The following is an 18,923-nucleotide window of genomic DNA, read 5'->3' as shown; positions in this document are numbered from 1 at the left end:
CACCACCCTGACATTACTTCTGGATCAGATAGCGGATAGTCGGCCCATCCTGCTGAATATCCAGCACCGTATAGCCGTGGTTTTTCGCATCGAGCGGGATGTTGTTGATGGACTGCGGACAGTCGCTCACCACCTCCAGGATCTCGCCTTTCTTCAACTGCGGCATCGCCTCAAGAGTGGCGACAGCCGGGTAAGGGCAGGGTTCACCCACCATATCGAGGCGGTAGTCGGGTACGATCTCTTTCATGCGGCTTCCTCACGGATTTCAGTTTTCACGGCAGCGCGACGGAAAAAGCGCTTTTCCTGCGCCAGCACCAGTAAAAAGGCGATCATCAGCAAAAGGTAGGTCACCAGCAGTCCCCCCAGTGGACCAAAGGTGTTGAGAAGGTTCACCTTATCCCAGTTCGTCGCCAGCGCGGGCGATAAATCATCCCAGTAATAGGCCAGCAGGGTGGAGCCAATGACGTTACCCAGACCGACCCACCAGTAGTGCACCTGGCCTTCGACCGCGCGATACATCCAGCCGGTTTCACACCCGCCTGCCAGCACAATCCCGAAGCCAAACAGCAGTCCGCCGATGACGGCATTCGGTCCAGCCCACATGATCTTCGGCTCAACGCCCAGCTGGACGTAGCTGAAGATCCCGATGGCGCTCACCGCCATCCCGGCAATGATCGCTTTCGCCATCATGGTACGGCCGGTGATCCACATGTCGCGAAACGCCGAGGTAAAGCAGATCTGCGCCCGTTCAATCAGCAGGCCAAAGCCGACGCCGAACAGCATCGCCAGCCCCAGCTTAGGCTGATTGAGTGCGGTACAGAGCGCACAGGCCAGCATGCCGAAGAAGACCAGCATCCCGAGGCGAAAACGACGGCGCGCCTGATCCGGTTTCTGGGTTAACGGCGAAGCGGCGCTCACTTTTTGCATTTTGACGGGAATTCGGAACAGGGGCAGCAGGGTAAAGCGCGCGCCAAAGTACGAGCCCACGGCGGTGGCCAGAGCAAAGAACCAGGCGTGCAGGGAGAACTGCGGGATCCCGGTGAAGAAGGCGGCCAGGTTGCAGCCCATCGCCAGACGCGCGCCAAACCCGGCGATAATGCCCCCGATAACCGCCTGGGCGATGCGGATCCGGCTGTGCGGCATGCGCAGCTTGACGTTGTTTGCCCACAGCGCTGCAGCAAAACAGCCGCCGAACATGCCGATTATCATCATGCCGTCGATGCGGGTGAGCGGAGTACCTTCAAGGTGAATCAGTTTGTAATAACCCCACTCTTGGGTGTGAACGCCAGCCAGCTGCAGCAGTTGTCCGCCCCAGCGGGTAAATTCGCCGGTGACCGCCCAGAAGGTGCCGGTAATGCCGAAATAGTAGGTGGAGAGGATCCCCGCAGCGATAACCGCAGGAACAGGTGACCAGAACTTAATTAAATAAGCCTGCTTAAAGTGGTGCCATGACATAGTTAAACCTCTGAACTCAGAAGGATTAAGGAGGAAGACTTATAAGACGGGGGGATAATACGCCGGGAAACTATTTTGGAAAGTGTTAAATGCGTTAAAGCTCGAAGGGATCAATTTATGCATGAAGCCGTCTGGCAAAACCAGACGGCGATTCCATTATTGCGGACGGGTGGCTGCTTTCATGGCACTGACGAAGGATTTCAGCTCGCTCAACATCTGCTCGGGCTTATCGACGTTGTTCTCGATAATTTTGACAATCGCTGAACCGGAAATAGCCCCGGCAGCTCCGGCACCCAGTGCGGCAGTAACCTGCTCAGGTGCCGAAATGCCAAAGCCCTGCAGCGGCGGTGCGGCGTTGTATTCCGCCAGTTTTTCCACCAGATGGTGCAGCGGCAGGGCGGCTTTGTTTTCCGCGCCCGTTACGCCAGCACGCGACAGCAGATAGGTATAGCCGCGACCATGAGACGCGATCTGGCGCAGCAGTTCGTTGTCGGCGTTTGGCGGACAGATAAAGATCGGCGCGACGTTATGACGCATCGCCGCCTGGCGGAACGGCGCAGACTCCTCAACCGGCACATCGGCGACCAGCACCGAATCCACGCCCACGCGGGCGCACTCAGCGTAAAACTCGTCGATCCCACGGTTAAAGACCAGGTTGGCGTACATCAGCAGGCCAATGGGAATAGCCGGGTATTTCTGGCGAATGGTCGCCAGCATCTCGAAGCACTGGGTGGGTGTTACGCCTGCGGCAAAGGCGCGCAGGGTGGCACTCTGGATGGTCGGGCCGTCAGCCAGCGGATCGGAGAAGGGAATGCCCAGCTCCAGCGCGTCGGCACCCGCCTCAACCAGGGCGTCGATAATCTTCAGCGACTGCTCAGGAGAGGGGTCGCCCAGCGTTACGAAGGGAACAAACGCGCCTTCCTTGCGGGCCTTAAGTTCAGCAAACACGTTATCGTAACGTTCCATCAGATTTCCCCTCGTGCTTTCAGAATATCGTGAACGGTGAAGATGTCTTTATCACCGCGACCGGAAAGGTTTACCACCAGCAGCTGCTCTTTTTCCGGGTTGTCCTGGATCATTTTCAGGGCATGGGCCAGGGCGTGGGAAGACTCCAGCGCCGGGATGATCCCCTCCTTACGGCACAGGGTTTTGAACGCTTCCAGCGCTTCGTCATCGGTAATAGAGACGTACTCGGCGCGACCAATGCTGTTCAGATAGGCGTGCTGTGGTCCGACGGACGGAAAGTCCAGACCGGCGGAGATGGAGTACGACTCTTCGATCTGGCCTTCGTCAGTCTGCATCATCGGCGCTTTCATGCCGAAGTAGATGCCCACGCGACCGTGTTTCAGCGGCGCGCCGTGTTCACCGGTTTCGATGCCGTGGCCGGCAGGCTCAACGCCAATCAGCCCCACGCTGGTGTCATCGATGAAATCGGCAAACATGCCGATGGCGTTTGAACCGCCGCCCACGCAGGCAATCACCGCATCCGGCAGACGCCCCTCTTTTTCGAGGATCTGCGCTTTGGTCTCTTCCCCGATCATGCGCTGGAATTCACGCACGATGGTCGGGAACGGGTGCGGACCCGCAGCGGTGCCCAGCATATAGTGCGCGTTTTCATAGTTACCGGACCAGTCGCGTAGCGCTTCGTTACAGGCATCTTTCAGGGTGGCCGAGCCGCTGTACACCGGGATCACTTCCGCGCCCATCAGACGCATACGGAAGACGTTAGGTGACTGACGTTCAACGTCTTTTGCCCCCATGTAGATACGGCATTTCAGACCGAGCAGGGCGCTGGCCAGCGCCGACGCCACGCCGTGCTGTCCGGCACCGGTTTCGGCGATGATTTCAGTTTTACCCATCCGTTTTGCCAGCAATGCCTGGCCTAACACCTGGTTGGTTTTATGCGCGCCGCCGTGGAGCAGATCCTCACGCTTCAGATACAGCGTAGTGTTGGTGCCCGCCGTCAGGTTACGGCATTTGGTCAGGGCCGTTGGACGACCGGCGTAGTTTTTCAGCAGGTCGGTAAACTCAGCCTGGAAGAGCGGATCTTTTTGTGCACTGACAAAGGCTTCTTCCAGCTGGCGCAGGGCGGGCATCAGGATCTGCGGCACATACATGCCGCCGAACTCACCAAAATAGGGATTTAATAATGTGGTCATCTTCTCTTCCTTAATATGCACGCAGCGTTTTGAACACCGAAGCCAGTTTGCTGGCATCTTTTATGCCCGGCTGCGACTCAACGCCTGAATTAAAATCGAGACCTGCGCAGCCTGCTTTGGCGGCTTCAACGCAGTTGTCCGGGCTTAAACCACCGGCGAGCAGGACGTTATCCAGCTTCTCACCGTTGAGCAGCGACCAGTCAAAACGCTGCCCGGTTCCGCCCTGGCCGTTATCCAGAACATATTTATCAACATGATTGAGCGTGCGCGGCGGCAGGGTGTCCGCCACACTCAGGGCTTTCCAGATTTGCACCTGCGGTTTCAGCGTCTCGCGCAGGGCATCGATATAGCTCTGGTCCTCGCTACCGTGCAGCTGAACGGCGGTGAGGGAGAGCTGGTCTGCAACCTCTGCCACCCTGTCGATCGCGGCATTACGGAACACGCCCACGTACTGTAAGGGGGCTGCGGCGATTACCTCGCGCGCCTGCGAAACGCACACATTGCGCGGGGAGGTATCAACAAAGATCAGCCCGCCATAGATAGCGCCTGCTTCATAAGCCGCTGCGGCATCCTGCGGGCGCGTCAGGCCGCATACCTTATTTTCACCCAGCAACACGCGACGTACCGCCGCGCTGAGATCGTCCTGCTCCATCATCGCCGAACCAATCAGGAAGCCGTTGGCGAAATGGCTCAGCTCGCGAACCTGGGCATAATTGTTGATGCCGGACTCGCTGATCACCGTCACGCCTGCGCCCAGACGCGGCGCCAGTTGGCGGGTGCGGTTCAGGTCGATGGAGAGATCGCGCAGGTCGCGGTTGTTGATGCCGACGACTTTGGCCTCAAGCGCGATAGCACGCTCCAGCTCCTCTTCGTTGCTCACTTCGGTCAGCACGCCCATCTTCAGGCTGTGCGCCACCGCAGCGAGCTGGCGGTACTGTTCGTCATCCAGCACCGAGAGCATCAGCAGGCAGGCATCGGCCTGATAAAAACGCGCCAGCCAGATCTGATACGGGTCGATAATAAAGTCTTTGCACAAAATCGGCTGCGGCGCGATGCCGCTGACGATGGGCAGAAAATCAAAACTTCCCTGGAAATATTTCTCATCGGTCAGCACCGAAATCGCCGAAGCGTGGTGCTTATAGATGGCGGCGATCTTCGCCGGGTCGAAATCGTCGCGGATCACCCCTTTTGACGGCGAGGCCTTTTTGCACTCCAGGATAAATGCGGTGCGCGCGCCCTGCAGGGCATCATAAAAACGACGGCTGCTCGGCACCACGTCATTCTGGAAACTGGCGAGCGGCTGCTGCTGTTTCCGCGCTTCAACCCAGATGGCCTTATCGGCAACGATTTTCGCTAATACGGTCTGCATTGTTTATCCTCTTGCCGCTAATGCGGTAACCCGGTCGTAGGCTGCGCCAGAGCGCAACACTTCAATCACTTTCTGCGCGTTGACCTGTAAATCTTCTTCGCCGTGCAGACGCATCAGCATGGCGACGTTGGCGGCAACAGCGGCCTCATGCGCTGGCTCACCTTTACCTTGTAACAGGCGGGTCAGAATGTCACGGTTTTCTTCCGGGGTGCCGCCTGCCAGCTGTTCCTGGTGATACGGCGTTAAGCCAAAGTCGGCCGCTTCAAGCTGGTAGCTTTTGATCTCACCGTTGTTCAGTTCGGCCACCAGGGTCGGTGCATGCAGGGAGACTTCATCCATCCCGCCGCTGTGCACCACCGCCGCCCGCTGATAACCCAGCACGCGCAGGGTTTCGGCAATCGGCAGCACCAGTTCCGGGCTGTAGACGCCAATCAGCGCCAGCGGCGGGTGCGCCGGGTTGATCAGCGGCCCGAGCACGTTAAACAGGGTGCGGGTTTTCAGCTGCTGACGCACCGGCATCGCATGGCGGAATCCGGTGTGATACTTCGGCGCGAACAGGAAGCAGACGCCCAGCTCATCCAGCGCATCGCGGGATTTCTCCGCGTTCATATCCAGATTGATACCGAAGGCGGCCAGCAGATCCGACGAGCCGGAACGGCTGGAGACGCTGCGGTTACCGTGCTTTGCCACCTTCAACCCGCAGGCTGCAGCGACAAAGGCGCTGGCGGTGGAGATGTTGATGCTGTTGCTGCCGTCACCGCCGGTGCCGACGATATCCGCGAACAGATAGTCCGGGCGCGGGAACGGGGCGGCGTTTTCCAGCAGGGCGGTGGCGGCACCGGCAATCTCCTGGGGCTGTTCACCACGCACTTTCATGCTTACCAGCGCGGCGGCCAGCTGCTCGGGTTTCAGCTCGCCGCGTACCACGGCGGAGAACAGCTGGTGGCTCTCCTGCTGGCTCAGGGTCTGCGCCTGATAAAGTTTTTCCAGGATCGGCTGCAGGCTGTTGGTCTGCTCCAGTTTCTGCAGCGCCCAGTTGAGGGTCTGCTCCAGCAGGCGAGCGCCCTGGGAGGTCAGAATAGATTCCGGGTGGAACTGCATGCCGCAAACCCGGTCCGCATCGTGACGCACGGCCATCACCATCCCGTTGTAATGGGCGTTAATGGTCAGGCCCGCCGGGATGTTGCTGCCCACCAGCGAGTGATAGCGCGCCACCGGCAGCGGGTTCATCAGCCCGGCAAACATCGCCTGACCGTCATGTTCAATGCTGGAGGCTTTACCGTGCAGGATCTCTCCCGCCTGGCCGACGTAACCGCCGTAGGCCTCAACAATCGCCTGATGGCCCAGGCAGATCCCGATGATCGGCAGTTTGCCGCGCAGACGGGTCAACAGCTCCGGCATACAGCCCGCTTCACTTGGCGCGCCCGGCCCCGGGGAGAGCATCAGCACCGGGTTTTGCATGGTGGCCAGACGGTCGATTAAGGTCTGAGCCGGAACATGGTTACGGTAAATCACCACGTTGTGACCGTTAGCACGCAGCTGATCCGCCAGGTTATAGGTAAAGGAGTCGATATTATCGAGCAGCAGAATGTCAGCCATCAGAAAATCTCCTGTGCGTGATGGGCAGTCGCAATGGCGCGCAGTACTGCGCGGGCCTTGTTACGGGTTTCGTCAGCTTCAGACTGCGGAACAGAGTCGAGAACGATGCCCGCGCCCGCCTGGACGGTGGCGATCCCCTCTTCGACGTAGGCGGAGCGGATCACGATGCAGGTATCCAGATCGCCGTGGGCGGTAAAGTAGCCCACCGCACCGCCGTAGCTGCCGCGACGACGGCCTTCGGCCTGGGCAATCAGCTGCATGGCGCGAACTTTCGGCGCGCCGCTCAGGGTGCCCATGTTCATGCAGGCGCGGTAGGCGTGCAGCACGTCCAGATCCTGACGCAGTTCGCCCACCACGCGGGAAACCAGATGCATCACGAAGGAGTAACGGTCCACTTTGGTCAAGTCGGCGACGTAGCGGCTGCCCGGGGTGCAGATACGGGCCAGATCGTTACGGGCCAGGTCAACCAGCATCAGGTGTTCGGACATCTCTTTCTGGTCGGTGCGCATCTCCAGTTCGATGCGGCTGTCGAGGTCGCGATCCAACGAACCGTCGGCACGACGACCGCGCGGGCGGGTACCGGCAATAGGATAGATTTCAATCTGACGGCTGGTGGCGTCGTACTTCAGAGAGCTCTCCGGCGAGGCGCCGAACAGGGTAAAATCGTTATCCTGCATAAAGAACATGTACGGGCTCGGGTTGCTCTTCTTCAGCACGTCATAGGCCGCCAGCGGGGACGGGCAGGGCAGGGAGAAGCGACGGGACGGCACTACCTGGAAAATCTCGCCGGCGCGAATGGCTTTCTGCATCTGACGGACCACCACGCCGTACTCATCGTCCGTCTGGCTGACGTCGCAACGCATCTGCTCCACGCGCTGCACCGGCAGTTCCGGCGGGGCTTCATCCATCTGCGCCTGCAGCTGGGCAATGCGCTGCTCCAGACGCTGCTTCTCCGCCAGAATCGGGGTGAACAGGCTGGCCTGAATACGGGTGTACTTTTTCTGGTGGTCGATCACCAGTAAGGTTTCCGCCAGATAGAAGCAGTAGTCCGGGCAGCGGTTTCCCTGCTCAAGCTCAGGGAGATCTTCAAAACCGGCCACCAGGTCGTAAGCAAACAGCCCACCAAAGAACATCGCTTCGCGCTCGCTTTCCGGCACATTAACCAGGTTTTGCAGCAGGCGGAAGGCATCAAACACCGACAGAGAACAGAGGCGGGCATCTTCATCCAGCAGCTGGCTGACCGGCGGGAAATGCAGGATGCGCTGGTCAGGGCGATGTTCATTCTCAATGCCTGCAGGCAGGACATCGTCCAGCAGCGACAGCAGGGCCGCACCGTTTTCAGAAAGCGCCTGCAGGGTTACTGTATCGCCCAGCGCGGTGATGCGCAGGGCGCTGTCGACCAGCAGCAGACTTTTCAGATCGTCTTTACTGTCGATATCCGCAGACTCCAGCAGCAGAGTGGCGGGACGCGCGCCGCACACCTGATGGAACAGGACGGTGGGGTTGTGGCGATACGCCGCCTCGCGGGTCAGCAGTTCGAGGTTCGGTTTGGCTGTTTGCATTATGTTGTTCTCTTTATTCTGTTCATAAAAAAGCCCGCTCAGTGGCGGGCCAGGTATCTGAATGCATGACGCAGACGTACGACACTGCCCGTTAATCAGGAAGTGCGCCACCAGCTGTGCAGAGTAAAATGTGCGGTCATTTTCAGATACCTCGTTGAGTGAACTTGCGTACTAGTTAACTAGTTCGATGGCTTATTGTCAACCCCCCGATTTCAGAATTTCACCACATACCGTTATTATGGCCGCGCAGATATTGACGAGCAGTGACGGGAGCCGCTTTGAGCGACACGAATTACGCAGTGATTTATGATTTACACAGCCACACGCAGGCCTCTGACGGCCTGCTTACGCCTGAAGAGCTTGTCCATCGCGCCCATGAGATGCGAGTGGGCACGCTGGCCATTACCGATCACGATACCACCGAGGCCATTGCAGCCGCGCGGGCAGAGATTACCCGCAGCGGATTGCCCCTGACCCTGATAACCGGCGTGGAGATATCCACCGTCTGGGAAAATCATGAGATTCATATCGTCGGGTTAAACATCGATATTGAAAACCCGGAGATGCGCGCGTTTCTGGATGAGCAAAAAATGCGGCGCGTGCTGCGGGCCGAGATGATCGCCGAACGCCTGGAGAAAGCCCATATTCCCGGTGCCTGGGAAGGGGCCATGCGGCTGGCGAAAGACGGGGCGGTGACCCGCGCCCACTTTGCCCGTTATCTGGTGGAAGCCGGTAAGGCAAATAACATTGCGGATGTATTTAAAAAATACCTCGCCCGCGGGAAAACCGGATACGTTCCTCCCCAGTGGTGTACAATAGAACAAGCTATTGATGTCATTCATCATTCTGGCGGCAAGGCGGTACTGGCCCATCCGGGGCGGTATAACCTCTCCGCCAAATGGCTGAAACGTCTGCTGGCTTACTTTGCCGAACACGGCGGAGATGCGATGGAAGTCGCCCAGTGTCAGCAGGCACCCAACGAGCGCAGTCAGCTGGCTGAATATGCCCGCCAGTATGGACTCCTTGCCTCCCAGGGCTCTGATTTTCATCAGCCTTGTCCCTGGATAGAGCTGGGACGCAAGCTCTGGTTACCTGCTGGCGTCGAGCCGGTGTGGCAACTCTGGGAGCAGCCAACGCCAATTGAAGAGAGGGTAGTATGAGCCAATTTTTTTATATCCATCCTGACAATCCGCAGCCGCGTTTGATTAATCAGGCCGTGGAGATCGTGCGTAAGGGCGGGGTTATCGTCTATCCAACCGATTCCGGTTACGCGCTGGGCTGTAAGATCGAAGATAAATCCGCGATGGAGCGTATCTGCCGGATCCGCCACATCCCGAACGGGCATAACTTTACCCTGATGTGCCGCGATCTCTCTGAGTTATCCACCTACTCCTACGTGGATAACGTCGCGTTTCGGTTGATCAAAAACAACACGCCGGGCAACTACACCTTCATCCTTAAAGGGACGAAAGAGGTGCCGCGCCGCCTGCTGCAGGAAAAACGCAAAACCATCGGGATGCGCGTGCCGTCCAACCCGATTGCCCAGGCGCTGCTTGAAACCCTCGGCGAGCCGATGCTCTCCACCTCGTTGATGCTGCCGGGCAGCGAATTTACCGAATCCGATCCGGATGAGATCAAAGACCGCCTCGAGAAGCAGGTGGAGTTAATTATTCACGGCGGCTATCTCGGCCAACAACCGACCACGGTAATTGATTTAACGGAAGATGCGCCGGTCGTGCTGCGTGAAGGCGTGGGGGATGTTAAGCCTTTCCTGTAACGGTGTAAGCCGCTATACTACGCGGCCATCAGTTTAGCGGTAATTTCTCCGCTATAATGACCCTATTCGACGCCTGTGAAGGCGTATAAGATAAATATTAATTCATTTGAAATCAATGAGTTAGTTTATTTTGATTAGTGGTTGTTACCAGCTTGCGTAACAACCATTAGCCACATCTCGATTCTCATCATGAGTTTACACCTTTTCCTTCGTTTTTTGCTCAACAACTCCGTATGTAGCTGTATCGCAAAAGGGCCTTTATAGCTTCTATTGTCTAAAATCACGGAAAAGGGCCAAAGGCTGGATCTCTCCAGCCTTTGGCATCATCTCACTTTTTTGAAGACAAGCAGGATCAGAGGGACGCAGACAGCGAAACCAATGATAGAGGTTAAAGCCGAATCAGAGTGATTTTGCGATAGCTCCTTAACAAACCAGGTGCATTGAGAAGGGGTAAATTCTCCGCCTTGGCTCATTGTCTCTGAAAAGTTAAGAGCGAAGACCAGATCGAAATAAAGCACGATAACGTAATACGCTACGCAGATCAGCGCGATACTCATCCACCTGATCCAGAACTTCTTATTCATCATCGTAAGTGCTTCCCAATGAACCGCCTACTGTACCGCCTGAGTATGGGGATGTTGAGCCTACAACAGCAGCGGAATTGGCAGCAGATTGTTCAATTTTTGCACTCCCTCCCATTGGTTGAGGGCTTTTGTTCTCGGTGTTAGGGTACTGCTGTTTGAATGTATTAGTCATTTCGACAACGAGCATTGAGGAGAAGTCTGCACTCTTTGATTGAAGATAATTTTGCAGTGATACCGGAATAGTAAAATCTTCTTCTATGTTGATTGGTAGCTGTGTTGTCGTGGATGTGTAACCGTGATCGAATAACTTTGAGCCAGCAAACTTTATCCCCTCAACTGAGTGGGTGGTACAGTTGCTACCAGTCACATCATACTTATCAATCGTGCGGCCTCTTCGCTTTGTACCGTCTTGCATGTTTGGCGTTTGAATTGGTGCTACACCGCTAATCCAAAGGTTTTCGAAGAATTTACGGATTCTTTTAGGATCAGCATCATCAATGCGGAAAGCACGAGCACCCATTTCATAAAGTTCGTATCGGTAATACTTTCGCGCATCTTCATCTTGGAAAAAGTCTAAAATCCCATCCCCAGTGAAGGTACTTTTATCAGTGCGTCCATAGCGACCATAGGTGTAGAGATAGATGCTGTTATGCTCATGCACCGAAACGAAAGCATGACCTGCACTTGTGGTTTCAGTCCAGAGGTAAACGCCGTTAAGTAGCGGGTTATCTTCTGGCTTGCAGATGTCAGCGAAGCTATTTTGCTTCTTCGCTGCCTGTGCATGTTGTTCAGGATCTGACTGTGGGAGAAATGTTGATGTAAGGATCTTTTCTGTGATACCTGAATGTTTCAACGAAAATAGGGTATCTTGTTCATAACGGTCAGGAATAGTAGGGACGAACGTGGCCTTACACGGACAGGAACTGACGCTGCCCAGTGTTCCCGCCAGTCTTCTACCATCGGCCCACGTTTCAGATGTGCCTCCTAATATTTTATATGTCCCCGGATGATTGCCGCATGACACCAGGTCACCTTCCCGCGCTCCGGCTACACCATACCAACTTAGCGTTTCATCCCCAGTTAGTATCTTCCCTCTGCAGGTAGTCGGGTCACCCACCCGAAGGTAAAAACCCATTGCCATAAATCCCTCTATTCTTAATGGATATTAACGAGGTGACTATTTTACATACAATTACTTCATGAGCAATAATGGTCGAACTAAAGTAAAATTGTAGCAAAGGCTCGTTCACTCTTTTCGGACAAGAGGGATGTTTAGGGAAACCAGGTTCATAACCAATGATTCATGGCCCAGACTATCAGCAGCCAGACTTAAACAAATGAAACGTGAAGAAGCATTCCTTTCGAAGTTAATGTAATATGGCAGGTCACGTTTGTGCGGGTGTACTAAATGAGACACCCTTTAATGTAATAAGTACTTACATGACAATGAGATGCTTTTTAAGTTAGCTCATTATTTCATAAAGTACACCAGACGCCTGTGAAGGCGACACCTGAAGGAAGCTCAATGAGCGAGAAATTACAGAAAGTGCTGGCCCGCGCCGGCCACGGTTCACGCCGTGAAATCGAAACCATTATCGCAGCAGGTCGTGTCAGCGTGGACGGTAAAATCGCCACCCTGGGCGATCGTGTTGACATCGTACCTGGCCTGAAAATTCGTATCGACGGCCACCTGATCTCCGTGAAAGAGTCTGCCGAGCAGATTTGCCGCGTGCTGGCTTACTACAAGCCGGAAGGTGAACTCTGCACCCGCAACGATCCGGAAGGTCGTCCAACCGTGTTTGACCGCCTGCCAAAACTGCGCGGCGCGCGCTGGATCGCGGTAGGTCGTCTGGACGTAAACACCTGCGGTCTGCTGCTGTTCACTACCGATGGTGAACTGGCAAACCGTCTGATGCACCCAAGCCGTGAAGTGGAACGTGAATACGCGGTCCGCGTGTTCGGGGAAGTTGACGACAATAAGATCCGTGAACTGTCTCGCGGCGTGCAGCTTGAAGATGGCCCGGCAGCGTTTAAAACCATTAAGTTCACCGGTGGCGAAGGCATTAACCAGTGGTACAACGTGACCCTGACCGAAGGTCGTAACCGCGAGGTGCGTCGTCTGTGGGAAGCCGTTGGCGTGCAGGTTAGCCGTCTGATCCGTGTCCGTTACGGTGACATCCTTCTGCCGAAGGGCCTGCCACGTGGCGGCTATACGGAGCTGGATTTAACCCAGACCAACTATCTGCGTGAGCTGGTGGAACTGACCCCGGAAACCACTTCGAAAGTGGCGGTGGAGAAAGATCGTCGTCGCATGAAAGCGAACCAGATCCGTCGGGCGGTTAAACGTCATAGCCAAGTCAGCAGCAATCGCCGCTCTGGCAGCCGTAACAACAACGGCTAAAAATAAAAAACCCGGCAACGCCGGGTTTTTTGTTAATAGTCGATGCCGATTTGCGCTTTAACACCTGCATCGAAGGCGTGTTTGACCGGTCGTAACTCGCTAACCGTATCCGCCATCTCCATAATATCCCGATGACAGCCGCGCCCGGTGATAATCACCGTCTGGTGTGCCGGACGACTGTTCAGCGCCTCAACCACCTCCTGCAACGGTAAATAATCGTAGGCCACCATATAGGTGATCTCATCCAGCAGAACCATGTTCAGCGTTGGGTCCGCCAGCATACGCTTCGCATGCTCCCAGACGGCCAGACAGGCCGCAGTGTCCGTTTCGCGGTTCTGAGTATCCCAGGTAAAGCCGGTGGCCATGACCTGAAACTCCACCCCATGCGGTTCCAGCAGATTACGCTCGCCGTTTGGCCACTCGCCCTTAATGAACTGAATGACGCCCACCTTTTGACCGTGACCGACGGCGCGCGTTGCCGTGCCAAAAGCCGCAGTGGTTTTGCCTTTGCCGTTGCCGGTAAAGACGATAATAATCCCGCGCTCGTCCTGAGCTGCGGCAACGCGGGCATCAACCTGTTCTTTCAGGCGCTGCTGGCGCTGTTGATGACGTTCATCACTCATTGCGATATTCCTGGTTTACGGCCGGGTTGGGCATCAAAGGTCATGCCGGTTTTCCGGCGGCTGTCGTCGCCCATCAGCCACAGATAGAGCGGCATGATATCGGCGGGGGTTTTTAGTTTAAGCGGATCTTCGCTCGGGAACGCGCTGGCGCGCATGCTGGTACGCGTCCCGCCAGGGTTGATGCAGTTCACGCGCAGATGGCGGCTCTGGTACTCCTCAGCCAGCACCTGCATCATCCCTTCGGTGGCAAATTTCGAGGCGGCATACGCGCCCCAGTTTGCCCGGCCCTGGCGTCCGACGCTTGATGAAGTAAAGACCAGCGAGCCGGAATCGGACTGCAGTAATAAAGGAAGGAGGGCCTGGGTAAGGAAAAAGGTGCCGTTAACGTTCACCTGCATGACCTGCTGCCAGATCTCCGGGTTTTGCTCATCCATTGGGCGGACTTCGCCAAGCAGGCCCGCATTGTGGAGCACGCCGTCCAGACGCGGATACTCGGTGGCGATACGCCCGGCAAGCTCCCGGCAGCTCTCCGGGGTGCAGGTTAACAGGTCGAGAATGTACTCGCGGGTGGGGGCTCCGCCTTCACTGGCGATAGCCTGAGCAACATCGCGCAGCTTATCTTCATTACGGCCCAGCAGGATAAGGCGCGCACCGTGGCGGGCGTAGGTCAATGCCGCTTCGCGGCCAATGCCGTCGCTGGCTCCCGTGACCAGAATAATACGATTTTGCAGAAGATCTTTTTTAGGTTGATAGTGCAAGGTCACTCCTCTGGCGCGCGTTGGCGCGGCCCATGCTGTGCGGTCTCTTTTCGGCTTTATGCCCGAAAGCGCGGCTGATTACAATCAGTCTACCGGTGAGTTCGCTGTAAAATTAACAATTTGCAAATATTTCATCCACAAATAAACATTTCTGAAGACGGCTCGCAAGGGTATCGTCAGCTGAGAGACGCCTGCTGAAGGCTGTTGTACACTGAGTGAGAAAACAAGTGGTTAAACCAAGGTGGACGCGTGGAATTACTTTCTGAGTACGGATTATTTCTGGCCAAAATTGCGACGGTGGTGATTGCCATTGCGGTGATCGCCGTTCTGATTGTTAACCTGACGCAGCGCAAACGCCAGCGCGGCGAGTTGCGCATTACCCGCTTAAGCGAGCAGTACACTGATATGAAGGAAGAGATGTCAGTGGCGCTGCTTGATGCTCATGAGCAGAAGCTGTGGCACAAAGCGCAGAAGAAAAAGCACAAGCTTGAAGCGAAAGCGGCAAAGCAGAAAGCAAAACAGGAGCATCGCCCTGAAGTGCCGAAACCGCGCGTTTATGTGCTGGATTTTAAAGGCAGCATGGATGCCCATGAAGTGTCATCTCTGCGTGAAGAAGTGACAGCGGTGCTGGCGGTGGCAAGAGCTGAAGACCAGGTTGTTCTGCGTCTCGAAAGCCCGGGTGGGGTGGTGCATGGTTACGGACTGGCTTCTTCCCAGCTGCAACGACTGCGCGATAAGCAGATCCCGCTGACGGTCGCGGTGGATAAAGTCGCTGCCAGCGGAGGCTACATGATGGCCTGCGTGGCCGATAAAATTGTCGCGGCGCCTTTCTCTATTATTGGTTCGATTGGCGTGGTAGCACAGATCCCGAACTTCAATCGTTTCCTGAAAAATAAAGATATTGATGTGGAGCTTCATACGGCAGGCCAGTACAAACGCACGCTGACTCTGCTGGGTGAAAACACCGAAGAGGGGCGACAGAAGTTCCGTGAAGATCTCAATGATACCCACCAGCTCTTTAAAGGGTTCGTGAAAGAGATGCGACCCTCACTGGATATCGACCAGGTCGCCACCGGCGAACACTGGTACGGCACCCAGGCGCTGGACAAGGGGCTGGTGGATCAGGTGGGCACCAGCGACGATCTGCTGCTATCTCTGATGGAAGGGCGCGAACTGGTTGGCGTGCGCTATATGCGTCGTAAAAAGCTGATGGATCGCTTTACCAATAGCGCCGCTGAAAGCGCGGATCGTCTGCTGCTGCGCTGGTTGCAGCGCGGGCAAAAACCGCTGCTCTGAATAAAAACGCGAGGCATTTGCCTCGCGTTTTCGCATCAATCAACCAGGTGGTACTTTTCGGAGAGCACATGGGCCAGGTATTTAAACATGTTAAATACCGCCGTGCTGCGCGGGGTCGGCAGACCTTGTTCGTCCAGGAAGTATTCCCCGCTGAACACCAGCACACCATTGCGCTGTTCTACGCCTGTGGCTTCGATCCCTGCCATGGTGTCGTCATGTTCACGAATGAGTTTATTTGCTTCAGCAAGCAATGTTATGCGGTCAATTGGTTGGGTAGTTTGCTGCATTATCCACTCCTTAAACAGTGTTATTAGTCTACGCCGCAGCGGTCCCGGGAGCAAATTTTCCCCATTTTGGCGCATGTCGGGCAAGACGGACAGCGCTGGCGTGATTTGCTTTTGCATGCTAATAAAGTTGCGTAACGGATTTTATCAGGTAGAGTGTGCGCTTTCGTCATTCTGGCAACAGATTTGCTTGACATTCGACCTAAGTCTCGTCGTGCAGTCACACTGAAGCGAGAAAAAGCGCGTTATCTCAACCGCTTGTGTGACGTCGTTTTTGCGACTGAACTGAAAAGAGGGTTGATATCCACTGATGGCGTCGCTATATAACTGTCTCGTCGCCAGTGGAAGGTGAACTCACGCGACGTATTCCTGGAAGAAACAAATTAGGTAAAGGTGAATATGGGTAAAGCTCTCGTTATCGTTGAGTCCCCGGCAAAAGCCAAAACGATCAATAAGTATCTGGGTAGTGACTACGTGGTTAAGTCCAGCGTCGGTCACATCCGCGATCTGCCGACCAGTGGCTCAGCCAAGAAGAGCGCCGACTCTACCTCCACCAAAGGGGCCAAAAAGCCTAAAAAGGATGAACGTAGCGCGCTCGTAAATCGCATGGGGGTTAACCCATGGGATAACTGGCAGGCACAGTACGAAGTACTGCCGGGTAAAGAGAAAGTCGTCTCCGAGCTGAAACAGCTGGCGGAAAAAGCCGACCACATCTATCTCGCAACCGACCTTGACCGCGAAGGGGAGGCCATTGCATGGCACCTGCGGGAAGTGATCGGGGGCGATGACACACGCTATAGCCGCGTGGTGTTTAACGAAATTACCAAAAATGCGATCCGCCAGGCGTTTGAAAAGCCGGGCGAGCTGAATATCGATCGCGTTAACGCCCAGCAGGCGCGCCGCTTTATGGACCGCGTCGTGGGCTATATGGTCTCTCCACTGCTGTGGAAAAAGATTGCGCGTGGTCTTTCTGCTGGCCGCGTGCAATCTGTTGCCGTACGTCTGGTGGTTGAACGGGAACGCGAAATCAAAGCGTTTGTGCCGGAAGAGTTCTGGGAAATTGACGCCAGCGTAACGACGCCAGGCGGCGATACGTTGCCGCTGGAAGTCTCCCATCAGAACGATAAACCGTTCCGCCCTGAAAACCGCGATCAGACTATGGCCGCGGTGGCGATGCTGGAAAAAGCCCGCTATCAGGTACTGGATCGTGAAGACAAACCGACCAGCAGCAAGCCCGGCGCACCGTTTATTACCTCCACGCTGCAGCAGGCGGCCAGCACCCGTCTGGGCTATGGCGTGAAAAAAACCATGATGATGGCTCAGCGTCTGTATGAGGCGGGTTACATCACCTATATGCGTACTGACTCAACCAACCTGAGCCAGGACGCCGTTAACATGGTGCGTGATTACATTGGCGATAACTTCGGTAAGAAATACCTGCCTGAGAGCGCAAATCAGTACAACAGCAAAGAAAACTCGCAGGAAGCGCACGAAGCTATTCGTCCTTCGGACGTCGCTGTACTGGCGGAATCCCTGAAGGATATGGAAGCCGACGCGCAGAAACTCTATCAGCTGATCTGGCGCCAGTTCGTTGCCTGTCAGATGACGCCTGCGCAGTATGACTCCACCACCCTGACCGTGGGTGCCGGTGATTTCCGCCTGAAAGCGCGTGGACGTATCCTGCGTTTCGACGGCTGGACCAAAGTGATGCCTGCGCTGCGTAAGGGTGATGAAGATAAAACCCTGCCAGCGGTCAACACCGGGGATGAACTCACCCTTGTTGAGCTGACCCCGGCACAGCACTTCACCAAGCCGCCGGCACGCTTCAGCGAAGCCTCGCTGGTGAAAGAGCTGGAAAAACGCGGTATCGGTCGTCCATCTACCTATGCGTCGATCATTTCGACCATTCAGGATCGCGGCTATGTGCGGACCGAAAACCGTCGTTTCTATGCTGAGAAAATGGGTGAAATCGTCACCGATCGCCTGGAAGATAACTTCCGCGAGCTGATGAACTACGATTTTACCGCGCAGATGGAAAACAGCCTTGACCAGGTGGCTAACCACGAAGCCGAGTGGAAGAAGGTGCTGGACAGCTTCTTCAGCGACTTCACCAAGCAACTGGACAAAGCGGAAAAAGACCCTGAAGAGGGTGGCATGCAGCCGAACCAGATGGTGCTGACCAGCATCGACTGCCCGACCTGCGGCCGTAAGATGGGTATTCGTACCGCCACCACCGGTGTGTTCCTCGGTTGCTCAGGGTATGCGTTATCGCCTAAAGAGCGCTGCAAAACCACCATCAACCTGGTGCCGGAAAACGAAGTGCTGAACGTGCTGGAAGGCGACGATGCGGAAACCAACGCCCTGCGCGCCAAACGTCGCTGCACCAAATGCGGCACGGCGATGGACAGCTACCTGATCGATCCGAAACGTAAGCTGCATGTCTGTGGTAACAACCCGACCTGCGACGGCTACGAGATCGAAGAGGGCGAGTTCCGCATCAAGGGCTATGACGGTCCGATTGTGGAGTGTGAGAAGTGTGGTTCTGAAATGCACCTGAAGATGGGGCGTTTTGGTAAGTACATGGCCTGCACCAACGACGACTGCAAAAACACGCGTAAGATCCTGCGTAATGGTGAAGTGGCACCGCCGAAGGAAGATCCGGTTCCGCTGCCGGAACTGCCGTGTGAAAAGTCCGATGCCTACTTTGTTCTGCGTGATGGCGCTGCGGGCGTCTTCCTGGCGGCAAACACCTTCCCGAAATCTCGTGAAACGCGTGCGCCACTGGTCGAAGAGCTTTATCGCTTCCGCGATCGTCTGGCAGAAAAACTGCGCTATCTGGCCGATGCTCCTCAGCAGGATCCAGAGGGTAATAAGACCGTTGTGCGCTTTAGCCGTAAAACTAAGCAGCAATATGTTGCTGCTGAAAAAGACGGTAAAGCGACAGGTTGGTCAGCATTTTATGTTGACGGTAAATGGGTTGAAGGTAAGAAATAACCTTAATTTACTGTAAGTTACCTTTAAAGGGCCGGGGTTCCGGCCCTTTTTTATTGCCCGGT

The 18,923-nt window shown here is 55.6% G+C and carries 17 protein-coding genes and 1 other annotated feature; of the genes, 5 read left to right on the top strand and 12 right to left on the bottom strand.

The window, feature by feature from the left end:
- Nucleotides 1-13: 13 nt before the first annotated feature.
- The 7 genes from yedF to ACOYA6_RS08690 form a co-directional block, all read right to left on the bottom strand.
- A complete protein-coding gene (gene yedF, locus ACOYA6_RS08720; RefSeq protein ID WP_039030671.1) occupies nt 14-247 on the bottom strand; it encodes a sulfurtransferase-like selenium metabolism protein YedF in 234 nt (77 codons plus the stop codon).
- Nucleotides 244-1,455 carry a selenium metabolism membrane protein YedE/FdhT gene (yedE, locus tag ACOYA6_RS08715; RefSeq protein ID WP_422654545.1) on the bottom strand — a complete coding sequence of 404 codons (1,212 nt, stop codon included), beginning with the start codon at nt 1,453-1,455 and terminating at the stop codon, nt 244-246. The genes yedF and yedE overlap by 4 nt, the downstream gene beginning before the upstream one ends.
- Before the next feature lie 156 nt (nt 1,456-1,611).
- A complete protein-coding gene (gene trpA / locus ACOYA6_RS08710) occupies nt 1,612-2,421 on the bottom strand; it encodes a tryptophan synthase subunit alpha (protein WP_422654544.1) in 810 nt (269 codons plus the stop codon).
- Nucleotides 2,421-3,614 (bottom strand): tryptophan synthase subunit beta, encoded by a 1,194-nt coding sequence (gene trpB, locus ACOYA6_RS08705; RefSeq protein WP_139565331.1) that lies wholly within the window; start codon nt 3,612-3,614, stop codon nt 2,421-2,423. Before trpB ends, trpA begins: the two co-directional genes overlap by 1 nt.
- Before the next feature lie 10 nt (nt 3,615-3,624).
- Complete coding sequence (gene trpCF, locus ACOYA6_RS08700; RefSeq protein WP_422654543.1) at nt 3,625-4,983, bottom strand: bifunctional indole-3-glycerol-phosphate synthase TrpC/phosphoribosylanthranilate isomerase TrpF; 1,359 nt, start codon at nt 4,981-4,983, stop codon at nt 3,625-3,627.
- Between the two features lie 3 nt (nt 4,984-4,986).
- Nucleotides 4,987-6,582 carry a bifunctional anthranilate synthase glutamate amidotransferase component TrpG/anthranilate phosphoribosyltransferase TrpD gene (gene trpD, locus ACOYA6_RS08695; protein WP_039030666.1) on the bottom strand — a complete coding sequence of 532 codons (1,596 nt, stop codon included), beginning with the start codon at nt 6,580-6,582 and terminating at the stop codon, nt 4,987-4,989.
- Complete coding sequence (locus ACOYA6_RS08690) at nt 6,582-8,144, bottom strand: anthranilate synthase component 1 (protein WP_138369210.1); 1,563 nt, start codon at nt 8,142-8,144, stop codon at nt 6,582-6,584. Before ACOYA6_RS08690 ends, trpD begins: the two co-directional genes overlap by 1 nt.
- Before the next feature lie 24 nt (nt 8,145-8,168).
- Nucleotides 8,169-8,263 (bottom strand) — a sequence feature (Trp leader region).
- Between the two features lie 159 nt (nt 8,264-8,422).
- Here ACOYA6_RS08690 and rnm point away from each other — a divergent pair.
- Complete coding sequence (rnm, locus tag ACOYA6_RS08685) at nt 8,423-9,304, top strand: RNase RNM (protein ID WP_138369209.1); 882 nt, start codon at nt 8,423-8,425, stop codon at nt 9,302-9,304.
- Entirely contained in the window at nt 9,301-9,921 is a 621-nt protein-coding gene (locus ACOYA6_RS08680; protein WP_138369208.1) for an L-threonylcarbamoyladenylate synthase, read from the top strand. The genes rnm and ACOYA6_RS08680 overlap by 4 nt, the downstream gene beginning before the upstream one ends.
- A gap of 323 nt (nt 9,922-10,244) precedes the next feature.
- Here ACOYA6_RS08680 and ACOYA6_RS08675 read toward each other — a convergent pair whose 3' ends face one another.
- Together ACOYA6_RS08675 and ACOYA6_RS08670 are read right to left on the bottom strand one after the other, a co-directional pair.
- Nucleotides 10,245-10,508 carry a hypothetical protein gene (locus ACOYA6_RS08675; RefSeq protein WP_138369207.1) on the bottom strand — a complete coding sequence of 88 codons (264 nt, stop codon included), beginning with the start codon at nt 10,506-10,508 and terminating at the stop codon, nt 10,245-10,247.
- Complete coding sequence (locus tag ACOYA6_RS08670) at nt 10,498-11,646, bottom strand: PAAR domain-containing protein (RefSeq protein ID WP_422654542.1); 1,149 nt, start codon at nt 11,644-11,646, stop codon at nt 10,498-10,500. Before ACOYA6_RS08670 ends, ACOYA6_RS08675 begins: the two co-directional genes overlap by 11 nt.
- Nucleotides 11,647-12,030: 384 nt before the next feature.
- Here ACOYA6_RS08670 and rluB point away from each other — a divergent pair, with 384 nt between their 5' ends.
- Nucleotides 12,031-12,906 (top strand): 23S rRNA pseudouridine(2605) synthase RluB, encoded by an 876-nt coding sequence (gene rluB / locus ACOYA6_RS08665; protein WP_039030662.1) that lies wholly within the window; start codon nt 12,031-12,033, stop codon nt 12,904-12,906.
- Between the two features lie 32 nt (nt 12,907-12,938).
- On the opposite strand, the gene cobO is transcribed toward rluB, so the two are convergent.
- Together cobO and ACOYA6_RS08655 are read right to left on the bottom strand one after the other, a co-directional pair.
- A complete protein-coding gene (cobO, locus tag ACOYA6_RS08660; protein WP_039031850.1) occupies nt 12,939-13,529 on the bottom strand; it encodes a cob(I)yrinic acid a,c-diamide adenosyltransferase in 591 nt (196 codons plus the stop codon).
- Nucleotides 13,526-14,287 carry a YciK family oxidoreductase gene (locus tag ACOYA6_RS08655; RefSeq protein ID WP_039031851.1) on the bottom strand — a complete coding sequence of 254 codons (762 nt, stop codon included), beginning with the start codon at nt 14,285-14,287 and terminating at the stop codon, nt 13,526-13,528. The genes cobO and ACOYA6_RS08655 overlap by 4 nt, the downstream gene beginning before the upstream one ends.
- A gap of 249 nt (nt 14,288-14,536) precedes the next feature.
- On the opposite strand from ACOYA6_RS08655, the gene sohB reads away from it, so the two are divergent.
- Nucleotides 14,537-15,583: a protease SohB gene (gene sohB, locus ACOYA6_RS08650; protein WP_138369204.1), complete on the top strand. Its 1,047-nt coding sequence runs from the start codon at nt 14,537-14,539 to the stop codon at nt 15,581-15,583.
- 35 nt (nt 15,584-15,618) lie between these two features.
- On the opposite strand, the gene ACOYA6_RS08645 is transcribed toward sohB, so the two are convergent.
- Complete coding sequence (locus tag ACOYA6_RS08645; protein WP_422654541.1) at nt 15,619-15,870, bottom strand: YciN family protein; 252 nt, start codon at nt 15,868-15,870, stop codon at nt 15,619-15,621.
- A gap of 396 nt (nt 15,871-16,266) precedes the next feature.
- On the opposite strand from ACOYA6_RS08645, the gene topA reads away from it, so the two are divergent.
- A complete protein-coding gene (gene topA, locus ACOYA6_RS08640) occupies nt 16,267-18,861 on the top strand; it encodes a type I DNA topoisomerase (RefSeq protein WP_039031854.1) in 2,595 nt (864 codons plus the stop codon).
- Nucleotides 18,862-18,923: the final 62 nt, after the last annotated feature.

It is taken from the genome of Leclercia barmai (assembly GCF_049312895.1).
Taxonomy (GTDB): Bacteria; Pseudomonadota; Gammaproteobacteria; order Enterobacterales; family Enterobacteriaceae; genus Enterobacter; species Enterobacter barmai.
The sequence above is the reverse complement of the archived record's forward strand: the minus strand, read 5'-3'. Positions and strand labels throughout refer to the sequence as shown.